This is a genomic window from Lysobacter sp. H23M47 (assembly GCF_015209765.1).
GTDB classification, from domain to species: domain Bacteria; phylum Pseudomonadota; class Gammaproteobacteria; order Xanthomonadales; family Xanthomonadaceae; genus Novilysobacter; species Novilysobacter avium.
In genome coordinates this window covers 1,145,884-1,158,935 of the sequence record NZ_CP063658.1, presented here as the reverse complement: position 1 = coordinate 1,158,935, position 13,052 = coordinate 1,145,884, and the positions used below count along the sequence as shown (strand labels likewise).

General features: G+C 66.8%; 12 protein-coding genes. 5 read left to right on the top strand and 7 right to left on the bottom strand.

Features of this window, described 5'->3' with window-relative positions:
* Positions 1-36: 36 nt before the first annotated feature.
* Positions 37-1,047, bottom strand: a complete 1,011-nt coding sequence (gene dksA / locus INQ43_RS05310) for an RNA polymerase-binding protein DksA (protein WP_194037580.1) — start codon at positions 1,045-1,047, stop codon at positions 37-39.
* Between the two features lie 206 nt (positions 1,048-1,253).
* Here dksA and yidD point away from each other — a divergent pair, with 206 nt between their 5' ends.
* The 3 genes from yidD to INQ43_RS05295 are packed head-to-tail and all read left to right on the top strand — an operon-like array spanning position 1,254 to position 3,741.
* On the top strand, positions 1,254-1,475 hold the full coding sequence (gene yidD / locus INQ43_RS05305) for a membrane protein insertion efficiency factor YidD (protein ID WP_200889942.1): 222 nt from the start codon (positions 1,254-1,256) through the stop codon (positions 1,473-1,475).
* A gap of 26 nt (positions 1,476-1,501) precedes the next feature.
* Positions 1,502-2,854, top strand: a complete 1,353-nt coding sequence (locus INQ43_RS05300) for a dihydroorotase (RefSeq protein ID WP_194037329.1) — start codon at positions 1,502-1,504, stop codon at positions 2,852-2,854.
* Positions 2,851-3,741, top strand: a complete 891-nt coding sequence (locus tag INQ43_RS05295) for a M23 family metallopeptidase (protein ID WP_194037328.1) — start codon at positions 2,851-2,853, stop codon at positions 3,739-3,741. The genes INQ43_RS05300 and INQ43_RS05295 overlap by 4 nt, the downstream gene beginning before the upstream one ends.
* A gap of 15 nt (positions 3,742-3,756) precedes the next feature.
* Here the strand turns inward: INQ43_RS05295 and INQ43_RS05290 are convergent, their stop codons facing one another.
* From INQ43_RS05290 to efp, 6 genes are all read right to left on the bottom strand, one after another.
* Complete coding sequence (locus INQ43_RS05290) at positions 3,757-5,433, bottom strand: diguanylate cyclase (protein WP_194037327.1); 1,677 nt, start codon at positions 5,431-5,433, stop codon at positions 3,757-3,759.
* Between the two features lie 196 nt (positions 5,434-5,629).
* On the bottom strand, positions 5,630-6,385 hold the full coding sequence (locus tag INQ43_RS05285; RefSeq protein ID WP_194037326.1) for a squalene/phytoene synthase family protein: 756 nt from the start codon (positions 6,383-6,385) through the stop codon (positions 5,630-5,632).
* Positions 6,382-7,050, bottom strand: a complete 669-nt coding sequence (locus tag INQ43_RS05280; protein ID WP_194035401.1) for a phosphoglycolate phosphatase — start codon at positions 7,048-7,050, stop codon at positions 6,382-6,384. Before INQ43_RS05280 ends, INQ43_RS05285 begins: the two co-directional genes overlap by 4 nt.
* 2 nt (positions 7,051-7,052) lie before the next feature.
* Positions 7,053-7,775, bottom strand: a complete 723-nt coding sequence (gene ubiG / locus INQ43_RS05275) for a bifunctional 2-polyprenyl-6-hydroxyphenol methylase/3-demethylubiquinol 3-O-methyltransferase UbiG (protein WP_194037325.1) — start codon at positions 7,773-7,775, stop codon at positions 7,053-7,055.
* Between the two features lie 19 nt (positions 7,776-7,794).
* Positions 7,795-9,132 (bottom strand): TRZ/ATZ family hydrolase, encoded by a 1,338-nt coding sequence (locus tag INQ43_RS05270; RefSeq protein ID WP_194037324.1) that lies wholly within the window; start codon positions 9,130-9,132, stop codon positions 7,795-7,797.
* Positions 9,132-9,698 carry an elongation factor P gene (gene efp / locus INQ43_RS05265; RefSeq protein WP_194035398.1) on the bottom strand — a complete coding sequence of 189 codons (567 nt, stop codon included), beginning with the start codon at positions 9,696-9,698 and terminating at the stop codon, positions 9,132-9,134. The genes INQ43_RS05270 and efp overlap by 1 nt, the downstream gene beginning before the upstream one ends.
* A 112-nt stretch (positions 9,699-9,810) precedes the next feature.
* Between efp and epmB the strand changes: the two genes are divergently transcribed.
* Positions 9,811-10,863, top strand: a complete 1,053-nt coding sequence (epmB, locus tag INQ43_RS05260) for an EF-P beta-lysylation protein EpmB (protein ID WP_194037323.1) — start codon at positions 9,811-9,813, stop codon at positions 10,861-10,863.
* A gap of 101 nt (positions 10,864-10,964) precedes the next feature.
* On the top strand, positions 10,965-13,043 hold the full coding sequence (locus INQ43_RS05255) for an EAL domain-containing protein (RefSeq protein WP_194037322.1): 2,079 nt from the start codon (positions 10,965-10,967) through the stop codon (positions 13,041-13,043).
* Positions 13,044-13,052 lie beyond the last annotated feature (9 nt).

Below are 13,052 nucleotides of genomic sequence, written 5' to 3'. Positions count from 1 at the left end.
TCGTTCGCGCGGAACACGCCGCGCATGGCCGCAGGATCAGTCGCCCATCTGCTTGCGCAGGTGCTCCCAACGTTCCTGGGCGTCGATCGTGCGTTCGGCCGTCAATCTCGCGTCCAGGCGCTCCAGCCCGATTTCCTCACCGGTGTCCACGCAGTAGCCGTAATCACCCGTGTCCACCCGCTTGAGCGTGCTGTCGATCTTGCTTATCAGCTTGCGGTAGCGGTCACGGGTACGCAGCTCCAGCGAGTTCTCGGTCTCGCGGGTCGCACGCTCGGCCTCGTCGCCGACGTCGCGCACCTCTTCCTTCAGGTTCTCGATGGTCTGCTTGGACTCTTCCACCAGATCATCGCGCCATTGCAGCAGGCGCTGGCGGAAGTACTCCAGCTGGAGGGCGCTCATGTACTCCTCATCGTCCGAGGGGAAGTAATCCTTCGGCACGATGGGGCGACCGGATGCCTTGTCGATCTTGTGCGGAACGACCTTGAACTTGGTCTTTACCGCGGGTGGTTGCGATTTGCCTACAACCGCGACGGCCACCTTGCTCAAACGGCGCTTGGCAGGAGCCGCGGACTTCGCCGTTTCCTTGGCCGGCGCGGCGGTTTTGGCTGGCGCCTTGGCTGTGCTCTTCGCAGCTTTTTTCACTGCGGCCTTCTTGGCGGGCGCCTTCTTGGCCGGAGCGGGGGTCGCCGCTGCGGTCGTGGCGGGCGCTTCCTTTTTCCCGGCAACTTTCTTCACGGCGACCTTTTTGGCGGCGGCCTTCTTGGCTACCGGAGCCTTCTTCGTCGCTGCAGCGGATTTGGTGGTCGTTTTCTTGGCACTCGGCTTGCTGTCGATGGTACTGGCTACCTTCTTTTTCGCGGCCGCCTTGCTGGCAGGGGCCGTCTTGGATGGGGACTTGGCGACCGGCTTCGTGGCCGCGGCGGACTTGGTGGCGACGGGGGCCTTGCTTGCCTTTGCCGTCTTCGCGGACGCCGTCTTGCCTGACGCCGGATCGGACGTGTTTCTGGTTTTCTTGGCGACCTTCGTCGCGGATTTTTTCACGGCCACGAGCCACCTGTCCTGTTTCGATTCCCTTGTGACGGGAAAGCGCGCTGTTATACCCTGCCCCAGCACCCGCGGCAACTACGCGAGGACTATGCCGCAAGTTTTCTACCGATATGGCGCTGGCTGCAAGGCCATCGCTGCCGCTGGACAGAGCGGTTATTCCGTCCATTCTACATTTCGCGCGTGATGACTGCCTGACATGAACTTCCGTGATTGACCGTCTGCTCATCGCGTTGCTGCGAGGATACAAGCGCTGGATCAGTCCCCTGCTGGGGCCGCGCTGCCGATTCCATCCCACCTGCTCAGAGTACGCGATGCAGGCCATTGCCCGCTTCGGTGCGTTCAAGGGCGGCTGGCTGGCACTGCGCCGCATCCTGCGCTGCCATCCGCTGCACCCGGGCGGCAATGATCCTGTCCCACCTGCGTCCTGACACCCCATCTCCGAGGACTTCCATCGATGCCATCCCCCGCCACGCTCATCGTCAACGCCCGACTGGTCAACGAAGGCCGCGAATTCGACTCCGACCTGCGCATTGCCGATGGTCGCATCGCCGAGATCGCCCCGGGCCTCTCGGCCCGCCACGGCGAGACGGTGGTGGATGCCGCCGGTCGCCGGTTGTTGCCCGGCATGATCGATGACCAGGTCCACTTCCGCGAGCCCGGGATGGAATACAAGGCCGACATGGCCATCGAATCGGGCGCCGCCGTCGCCGGCGGCCTGACCAGTTTCATGGACATGCCCAACACCAGCCCGCCGACGCTGGACTCGACCGCGCTTGAAGACAAGTACGCGCGCGCCGCCGGCAGGGTCTGGGGCAACCACGGCTTCTACCTGGGCACCAGCACCGACAACCTGGAAGCGATCCAGCGCCTGGATCCGCGCTCGGCACCCGGGGTCAAGGTGTTCATGGGCGCGTCCACGGGGAACATGCTGGTCGACGATCCGGAAGTGCTGGATGCGGTGTTCCGCGACGTGCCCACGCCGATCATCACCCACTGTGAAGACACGCCGATGATCGAAGCGGCGACCGCGGTCTACAAGGCGAAATACGGCGACGATATCCCGGCCGAGTGCCATCCCGATATCCGCTCGCGCGAGGCGTGCATCAAGTCGACCCGGCTGGCCATCGAGCTGGCGCGCCGCCATGGCACCCGGCTGCACGTGCTGCACATCTCGACGGCTGACGAGCTGGCGTTGTTCGAGCGCGGCCCGCTGATACGCGCCGACGGCAGCCGCAAGCAGATCACCGCCGAGACCTGCATCCACTTCCTGCGCTTTGACCGCAGCGACTACGCCGAGCTGGGCCACCTGATCAAGTGCAACCCGGCGATCAAGGACCCGGCCGATCGCGAGGCCCTCATCCGCGCGCTGGCCGATGACGTGATCGACGTGCTTGCGACCGACCACGCGCCACATCTGCTGGAAGAGAAGCAGAACGTCTACACCCGCGCTCCCAGCGGTTTGCCACTGGTCCAGTACGCGCTCAACGCGGCGCTCGAGCTGGTCCACGAGGGGCACCTCACGACCGCGCAGGTGGTGCAGAAGTTCGCCCACGCACCGGCCCAGCTGTTTGACGTCAGCCAGCGCGGCTTCCTGCGCGAAGGCTATGCCGCCGACCTGGTTCTGATCGACGACGTGCCGCTGACCGTCCGCCGCGAGGACGTGCTGTCCAAATGCGGCTGGTCACCGTTCGAAGGCAAAACCTTCCACAGCCGCATCGGCGCGACCTGGGTCAACGGCACGCTTGCCTGGGACGGCGAACGCCTGGTCGGGTCGCCAAATGGCCAGCGTCTGGCGTTTGACCGATGAGGACCTGTTTCGCGGCCACACTGGCGCTCCTGTCCGCGTGTGCCTGCAGCAGTGCGATCACCCCGGCCCGGGCGGTGGCCGCGGACCTGACCCCAGTAGATGCACGCTCGGCCGCTCCCTCCTCTCCCGCAGGTGCGGCGAAGGTCGTGTTCCCAGGCAGCGTAGAACAGGGCTCGCTGGTGATCGGCAAGGTGCCCGTCGGCAGCCGCGTCAGACATTCAGGGCGCGACCTGCTGGTGACTCCGTACGGCACTGTGGTCTTTGGTATCGCGCGTGATGCGGCAGACACCACCACCGTCGAGGTCACGCCTCCCGCCGGCGCCCCAACCACGGCAACGATCTTGATCACGCCCCGCGATTGGCCGATCGAGCGCGTCAACGGCGTGCCGCCCAGCACGGTGAAGCCGGCACCGGCGCTCGCGGCAAGGATTGCGCGTGAGCAGGCGTTGGTTACCGCGGCACGAAAGCGCGAGGACGCCCGCACGGACTTCACCCAGGCGTTCATCTGGCCGGTCGAGGGGCGCATCAGCGGCCGATTCGGCAACCAGCGCGTGTACAACGGCACTCCCGGCTCGGCCCACTCCGGGATGGACATCGCCGTACCGACGGGCACGCCCGTGAAAGCGCCCGCCGCGGGCGTGGTGACCTTTGCCGACGACCTGTACCTGACCGGCGGGACGGTCCTGCTGGACCATGGCCACGGCGTCAGCTCCAACTTCCTCCACCTTTCGCGCATGGACGTGGCAGTGGGCGACCGGGTCGAGCAAGGGCAGGTGATCGCCGCAGTTGGTGCGACGGGGCGCGCGACCGGGCCGCACCTGCACTGGGGCATGAACTGGCTGGATGTGCGCGTGGATCCGTTGCTGGTGCTTGAGCGCTCGCACTGACTTCGGCAGTCGCGGTTATGCCGGCTCGGCGGTTGCAACCACTGGCACCCTACCGGTCACCCGGTCCCGGCCGGCAGCCTTGCTGGCGTACAAGGCCGCATCGACGCGGTCCAGGAGCTGAGCGGCGGTTTCACCCTCGGCGAGCTCGGCGACACCCAGGCTGAGCGAGGCATCGAAGAGGTGGCCATCGATCGAAAGCGGCCGGCAGTTGACCGCCGAGCGGAGATTTTCCGCAACGCCCATCGCCTCTTCCAGATGGGTGTCGGGCAACACCACCAGCAACTCGTCTCCGCCCCAGCGACCAAGACTGTCGTAGGTCCGCAGCCGGTTGCGGGTACGCAGGGCGATGATTTTCAGGCATGAATCACCGATACCGTGCCCATACTCGTCGTTGATGCGCTTGAACCGGTCGATATCGAAAAACACTACCGACAACGGGATCCTCCGGCGATGGGATTCCTCCACGCAGGCTTTCAGGCGGTTCTGGATCGCGGGTCGTGACATCGCACCGGTCAGCACATCCACGCTCGCCAAGCGGCTGGCGCGGTCACGGTCGCGGCGCAATTGCTGCAGGGTATCGCTCAGTCCGATCATGAACACCAGCCCGGCAAGCAGCAACGCACCCGGCAGTGCATGCATCAGCCACGGCGGGCCCGCCCAGAGGCCGCTGGTCTCGCCCACCCGCACGATCAGCAGCACCATCATCGGCAGCCAGGCCGCCAACACGAAGTAGCCGGAGCGACGGCGTTGCAGGCACCCGTGCACGGCCGCCACCAGGATCAGCGCGGCTCCAAGCAGAAGTATCAGGTTGCCGACCACGGGCACCCAGTAAGCCTCGCTGAGCCAGGTGCCCAGTGCAAACAGGGCGAACAGGACGGTGCAGCCCAACAGCATGTTCCACAGCTTCGGCTGGCGATCGCGCATCTCCATGTAGCGGGTGAGAAAAACCACGCTGAAAACCGCGACCGCAACCACAAACAGACGCGGCAGCCGCCAGTCGTCGCCCAATTGCGCCGCCAGCGCGGGCACCCTGCGGATATCGCCGCTGTGGGTCGCAAAGAACCCGACCTGGGCAAGCATGCTGAGGCTCAGATACGCGTAACCGCGCGCGCCGATTCCCACCCAGAAGCCCAGGGCGAGCAGCGCCATCAACGCGAGGCCGCCCAGCAGCAAGGCCCGCCAGGCAACATGGGACAGGTCCGCACGGTGGACGTCGCGCAGGGACTCGATCGACACCGCCATCGGCGTGCTGTCCGGCGAGTGGACGTGGACATAGATGGGGGTTCCGGCAGGCAGTCCGGAGGGAAGCGGGAACACCAGTCCGCGACTGGAAAAGCCCTGGTCTGCATGAGGCCCGAGAAGCGCCCGGGTAACCGGCTCGCTGCTCCCCGGCAGCCACGCTTCAACCGTGTTGTGGCCGGGCGAATGCAGCACCAGTTGCGGATGCTCCTTCGCACTTACCGATCGGTCCGCGGTGATCTTCCACCAGCGCGGCCGCGGTGTGAACTCGTGGATCGTGCCGCCGACAACGGGTGCAAATTCGGCATCCAGCGCGCCGCCGATGACGCCGGCAGCGTCCGGTTCGGGGTCCAGGCGGGATACCGTGACGTGCGCCAGCGTTCCGGTCGGCGGCGCGCTTCGCGACTCGTCGGCGATCGCCAGCACGACGCCGGGCAGGAGCAGAAACAGCAAGATCGCCGCCAGCCTTCGCGTCACCGAACCCCGAAGTCCGTACGACTGCGCCGTTGATTTCGATCGTGTCATACGCCCCCCGCGCACTGATCCGAAGCATAGCCGGCAAATACGGCGAATAACACACGAAAACGTCAAACGCGGGGCGGCGCGAGGAGATACGCGCGGAGGAGATTCACGCGGATGCGCGCCCCGCTCAATCTCGGGCCGATCGCCACGCGGTCCAGAGCGTCTTTACCGCGGGCAAGGGCGCGGTCGCACCATGGGTCGCCAGCCTCTCACGAGCGAGTGCCGACCAGATCCGTCGCACAGGGGCGCCCGAGCGGGTGGTGGGCCATTGCCGGCGAAGCTCTGCTGCCCACACGGCGACCGGATCCCCATCGGCGGCGCGGGCGAGCATGTCCAGAGGTACGCCGCCGTCGCCCTCGTGGGCCATCCGCCAGTGCAGCAGGTTCGCCGCAACCACCCGCTCGTCGCCGGGAACGGCGCGCGTATCAAACAGGGCATTGTCCACCTGGGCCACGGCGCTTGCGAAAGGTGCCAGCCTATCGAACGCGGCGGCGACGTTCGCCGGTCGTTCGCGCGCGTCGGCCAGTGCCGGCAGCGCATGCGCCAGCGATTGCCACGGCGCCGGAAAGGCCTGGAGCACGGTGGCCAGGGGATGGCGGCGTGCGCCCCGGGTCCAGCCGCTCAATTCTTCCTGCCACCATCCGAGCTTGGCCTTGCCGGGAATCGGGTCGGACCCGCCCCAGGCCGCGTCGACCAGTTCCTGCTGCAAGGTCGCCCACGCTAGGGCTACGTCGCGCTGGTCGGCGGGAACGAATACCTCCGCGATGCTCCACTCGGGCCACCGGCCGCGCCACTTTGCGAGGAAGTCGGCCAGCGCGGCCGAACCATCATCACGCGCGTCGGCAGGACGCTCATCACCCGGGGCGTTGTCTGAGTCGCTCATCGGATCGCCGGCCAGCTGGACGGATCGGCGAGCGAATGCGGGTCGCGCAGCAAGACATCTCCCCCCCACCCGGCCGGGTCGTCACCATCCAGGCGGTAACCCCACAGCGCCACCACCGACGGCATCCCGGCGGCGCGCGCGGCGATGATGTCGCGCTCGTCATCGCCCACGTAGATACACGACTCAGCGGGCACGCCGATCCGCTCGGCGGCAACCACAAGCGGCAGCGGGTCGGGCTTGCGGGTAGCCAGGGTGTCGCCGCCGATCAGCACCGCGCAGCGCTCCTGCCAGCCGAGCATGGGAATCAGTCGCTGCGCCAGGTACTCGGGTTTGTTGGTCACGATGCCCCAGACCGTGCCGGCCGACTCCAGCGTTCCCAGCACCGCCTCGATGCCGTCGAACGGAGCGCCATGCAGTCCCAGCTCCTGCTCGTACCGACTCAGGAACTCCGGGATCCAGCTCTCCCGTTCGTCCGCATCAACCTCTGGAAACGCCGCTGCGGCCATGGCGCGGGCGCCCTTGGAAACGTGCGGACGCAGTTCGGCGAGCGTCATCGCTTGATGTCCGCGCGCCGCGCGCATGCCGTTGATCGTCGCCAGCATGTCCGGCGCGCTGTCCAGCAAGGTACCGTCGAGGTCGAACAGGACCACCTTGGGGAACAACACGTTCAAGCCGCCTTGCGCGCAGCGGCCAGATAGTTGACCCCGGTCCGGCTGGTCAGGCGGGCGGCGTTGCGCCAGGGCTCGTACATCAGGCCGCTGACGTCCTCCAGCTGCAGTCCTGCCGCGCGCAGCCAGCTGCCCAGCTCGGAGGGCTTGATGAAGTCGCGGTAGCGGTGGGTGCCCTTGGGCAACACGCCGGCGACATACTCCGCGCCCACGATCGCCAGCGCGAACGCGGCCGGCGTGCGGTTGAGCGTGGACAGGAACAGCTGGCCGCCGGGCTTGAGCAGGGTCGCGCAGGCCTCGATGACCGCGCCCGGATCGGGCACGTGCTCGAGCATCTCCATGCAGGTGACCGCATCGAAATGACCGGGCAGTTCGGCGGCCAGCGACTCGGCCGACTGCAGGCGGTAGGTTACTTCCGCGCCACTTTCCAGCGCATGCAGGCGGGCGACCTTGATCAGTTCGGGCGCCAGGTCGATGGCGGTGACGTGTGCGCCCTCGCCTGCCAGGGCTTCGCTCAGCAAACCGCCGCCACAACCAATGTCCAGCACCTGCTTCCCCGCCAGCGCCGCCCTCTTGGCCACATAGGCCAGGCGCGGCGGATTGAGCGCGTGCAGGGCTTTTTGCGGGCCCTGCGGATCCCACCAGCGGCTGGCCAGAGCGCCGAACTTGTCCAGCTCGGCCTGGCTGAAGTTGTCATCGCGCACGCTGTCGGTGGTGCTCATCGGGTGGAACTCCGGGTGTTCAAGCTTGGATCGCGGCGATCCGGGTGCGCCATTGGCGCGCGTTGGCAATCAGTGCCTGGCAATCCATGCCGACCAGTTCGCGCTGCTGCATGCGCGTCTTGCCGTCGATCCAGACATCGGTGACCTGATGGCGGCCGGTGGCATACACCAGCTGGGAGACGACGTCGTGCAGCGGCTGGGTTTCGATCTGCTGCAGATCCACGCACGCCAGGTCGGCACGTTTGCCCACCTCTATCGAGCCGATGCTGTCCTCCAGCCCCATCGCCCTCGCACCGCCCAGGGTCGCGGCCCGCAACGCGCTGACGGCACTGAATGCGGTCGCGTCTCCAGCGACGGCCTTGGCCAGCTGCGCGGCGGTGCGCATCTCGCCGAACATGTCCAGATCGTTGTTGCTCGCCGCGCCGTCGGTGCCGATGGCGATGTTGATGCCGGCCTGCTCCAGCTTGCCGACGGGGCAGAAACCGGATGCCAGCTTGAGGTTGGATTCGGGGCAGTGCACCACGCTGACGCCGCGCTCGGCGCACAGGCCGATCTCGGCATCGGTCAATGAGGTCATGTGCACGGCGATCAGTCGGTCATTGACCAGGCCGAGCCGTTCCAGGCGGGCCAAGGGACGCTGGCCGTACTTCTGCAGCGACTCCTCGACCTCGTGCGCGGTCTCGTGCGTGTGCAGGTGCACCGGGATGTCGAGCTGGTCGGACAGCATCCGGATCCGCTCGAAGCTGGCATCGGAGACGGTGTAGGGGGCGTGCGGAACGAAGGCCATCGTCACCAGTGCGTTATCCCGCCACTGGTCATGGACATCGATGGCGCGATCGAAGTACTCCCCATCCGACTTCGCCCAGGCGGTGGGAAAATCGATGACCGGCAGGCCGACCCGCGCGCGGAAGCCGAGCTTCTGGTACGTCGCTGCCTGCACGTCGGGGAAAAAGTAGTTCTCGTTGGCGCAGGTGGTACCGCCTCGAAGCATCTCCGCCACGGCCAGGGTCACTCCGTCGGCGACGAACTCCGGACCGATGACCTCGCCCTCGATGGGCCAGATGTGCTCCTGCAGCCACACCATCAGGGGCAGGTCATCGGCGATGCCGCGCAGCAGCGTCATCGGGTTGTGCGTGTGCGCGTTGACCAGGCCGGGGATCAGCACCGAGCCCGGTCGCGCCACCGTTTCGCGTGCGCGGAAACGCTGCCTGGCCTCGGCCGTCGGCAACAACCCGACGATCGCGCCGTTGGATATGGCGACGGCGTGATCCACCAGCACGTCATTGCCGGGTGCGACCGGGACCACCCAGCCCGCCTCGATCAGCAGGTCGCATTCGCGCGGCGCGGTATCGCTCATTACTTGACCCGGCTGACGTATTCGCCGGAGCGCGTGTCGACCTTGATGATCTCGTCCTGGGCCACGAACAACGGCACGCGCACGACGGCGCCCGTCTCCAGGGTTGCCGGCTTGCCGCCGCCGCCGGAGGTATCACCACGCACGCCCGGATCGGTCTCGACGATCTTCAGGTCGACGAAGTTGGGCGGCGAGACAAAGATCGGGTTGCCGTTCCACAGGGTCACGACGCAGTCTTCCTCGCCCTTGAGCCACTTGGCCGCATCACCCACGCCATTCTTGTCGGCCTGGACCTGGTCAAACGACTCCGGATCCATGAAGTGCCAGTGCTCACCGTCGGTGTAGAGGAACTGCATGTCCGTATCCATCACGTCCGCGCCTTCCAGCGAGTCGGTCGCCTTCATGGTGACTTCCTGGGTACGCCCGGTCTTGATGCTGCGGTACTTCACGCGGGTGAAAGCCTGGCCCTTGCCGGGCTTGATGAAGTCCGTATCAGTAATGACGCAAGGCTCATTATTGATGAGGATCTTCAGGCCGTTCTTGACGTCGTTCAAGCCATAGGTGGCCATCGGGAACTCCTGGAGTGTGGTGGAAAGCCGGGTGCCGGGGCCGCGTGTGTGACGGCCCGCTAGAATGGACGGCTGCACCCGGTGGACCGGTTGCAGGCAAATCTGGATACGAATGATAACCGCAGGCCCCTCGCCCATACAGCCAGACCCCGCGCCGCAACGTTGGCAACAGTTGTGGCGCGACGCGGTGCGCGATCCGCGCGAGCTGGCAGGGCTGCTCGGCCTGGACCCTGACCGCTTGGGCATCAGCGACGCCGCAGCAAGCCAGTTTGCGCTGCGCGTGCCGCGCGGGTTCATCGCTCGCATGAGCCGCGGCGATCCGCACGACCCCCTCCTGCGTCAGGTGCTGCCGCTGGATGCGGAGATGCAGCCCAGTCCGGCGTTCAGCCTGGACGCCGTGGGCGACGGCCCGGCCAACGCCGGCACCGGGGTGATCCGCAAGTACCTCGGCCGCGCCCTGCTGGTCGCCACCGGCAGTTGCGCGATCAATTGCCGCTACTGCTTCCGCCGCCACTTCCCCTACGCCGAGCAGAACGCGTCGATCGGAGGCTGGGGCGATGCGGTCGCGGCGATCGCCGCCGACCCGGACATCAACGAGGTAATCCTTTCCGGCGGCGATCCTTGGTCATTGTCGACCGCGAAACTCGCCGCGCTCACCGACGCGCTGGCGGACATTCCGCATATCCGTCGCCTGCGCGTCCATACCCGGCTGCCGGTGGTGCTGCCCGAACGGGTCGATGCGGAACTGGTCCAATGGCTCGCCGACCTGCCCTGGCCGGTCGCGGTCGTGCTGCACGCCAACCACGCCAACGAGTTCGACGAAAGCGTCGACGCGGCGGTCGCTCGACTGCGCGGCGCCGGCGCCACGGTGCTCAACCAGGCCGTGCTGCTGCGCGGCGTCAACGACTCGGTGGATGCGCTGGCGGCCCTGAGTGAGCGCGGGTTCGCCGCAGGCGTGCTGCCCTATTACCTGCACCAGCTGGACCGCGTGCAGGGTGCCGCGCATTTCGAAGTGGACGATGACCGCGCCCTGCAACTGCACGCCCAGCTGGCCACGCGCCTCTCGGGTTATCTGGTCCCGCGCCTCGTGCGCGAGGTGGCCGGCGATAGCGGCAAACGCCCCCTGGCTGCGGTGATGGACGGAGACCGCTGGGAAGCTGGGTAGCACGGTCCGCCGGACGCCAGGAGGCACGAAGTGACCCAACGCAAGTCTTGGGTGACACTCTTGCGCGATACTCGCCCTCCAAGCACCGGGAAGGAATGCACATGCAATTGGGGAAGGACAAGACGCTGCGCCTGATGATCGTCGACGACAGCGTCGACGATGCCGAGGCCATCGCCAACACATTGCGCAACAGCGGGATCGCAGTGCGTCCCAGCCGCCCGGAGACCGCCGACGCACTCGCCGGGCTGCTCGCCACCCAACCCATGGACCTGCTGCTGGTGGCTCGAAGCTCGCAAGCGATCCCGCTGGAACAGGTGGTTGCCCAGGTGGGCAGCAGCGGCAAGGACCTGCCGATGGTGGCCATGGTCGAGACCATGGATGCCGAACAGATGCTGGAGATGAGCAACCTGGGAATCCACGCCACCGTGCTGCGTGACCAGCCCGCGCACATGGAAGCGGTGATCCGCCGCGAGTGGAGTGACCTGGAAGCCCGGCGCGCGCTGCGCCGGCTCGAATCGCAGGTGCGCGAAACCGAGCGCCGCTGCGACGCGTTGATCGACTCCTCGCGCGACCCGATCGCCTACGTGCACGAGGGCATGCACATCCGCGCCAACAGCGCCTACCTGGAGATCTTCGGCTTCGAGTCCTTCGAGGACATCGAGGGGATGTCCTTGCTGGACCTGATTGCGCCGCAGCACATCGACGAATTCCGCGACCTGTTGAAGCGGCTGGGCAAGGGTGAGGCACCGCCGCCGCGCCATGAGATCGAAGCGCGCACGCTGGACGGCACCGGCTTCCCGGCGGTGATGGAGTTCACCTCCGCCAGCTACGAAGGCGAGGCCTGCCAGCAGGTCGTGCTGCGCCGCCAGGAGCTGGATCCGGAGCTGGCGCGCGAGGTGGAGGAGCTGCGCCATCGCGACCAGGTCACCGGCCTGCTGAATCGTGCCAGCTTCCTGCGCACGTTGGAGGATGCGGTTACCGATGCCGCCCGTGATGCGGGCCGCCAGGGTTTCCTGCTGGTCGAGCCCGACCACTACGCCCACCTGCTGCAGGACATCGGGCTGGACGCCGCCGATGAGTTGATCGGCGCGTGCGCTAAGCGGCTGCAGAGCGCGCTGGGCGAAAACGACATTGCCGCGCGCTTCGGCGAACACCAGTTCGCCGTCCTGCGCCCGGACAGCGACTACCACGACACCACCGCGCTGGCCGAGTCGATCCGCGCGGCCTTCGCCAACCATGTGCTGGAGACCGAGGCGCATTCGCTCACCGCCACCGTCAGCATCGGCGGCGTCCAGATCGGGCAGAAGATCGCCAGCGTCACCGAAGTGCTGGGCAAGGCGCATGAAACCGTGCAGGCCAACCTGGCCGTTGGTGGCAACCGTATAGACATCTTCGACCCCGGAGCGGTCGACCGTGCCGAGCAGGAGCGGATCGAGGCCTGGGTCACCCGGATCCGCGACGCCATCGACGGGGACCGCTTCACCCTGCACTACCAGCCGCTGATCGGCCTGCACGGCGAGCCGATCGAGATCTACGACGCCTACCTGCGCATGCTCGGTGAACACGGCGAGCTGGTGCCGCCGCCCGCGTTCCTGCCCATTGCCGAGGAACACGGACTGTTGTGGGAGATCGATCGCTGGGTGGTGGGCAAGGCCATCGATGCGATCGGCGCGCGCATGAAGGCCGGTCACCGCACGACCCTCATGGTGCGCATCAGTGAGGTGTCCCTGCAGGACGACAGCCTGGCCCAGCACGTCGCCGAACGTCTGGCCAAGTTCGAGGCCGATGGCGCCCTGCTGGTCCTGCAGTTGCCCGAGTCGAAGGTATTCACCCACCTCAAGGCCGCCAAGGATTTCCAGCAGCAGATGGCCAGGCTCGGGGTGCGCGTAGGCCTGGAGCAGTTCGGCAGCGGGTTGAACTCCTTCCAGTTGCTGAGCCACTTTGACGCGGCGTTCCTCAAGCTCGACCGCAGCTATATGGAAGACCTGCCGGCCAACCCCGAATACCAGGCACGGATCCGCGAGATCGCAGCGAAGGCGCGCGAGACCGGGCCACAGACGATCGCCGAATTCGTCCAGGACGCGGCCAGCATGAGCGTGCTGTTCGCTGCCGGAATCGATTACGCGCAGGGCCAGTTCCTTGCCGCCGCCGGGCCGGAGATGGACTACACCTTCGGTTGAGAGGTCCCA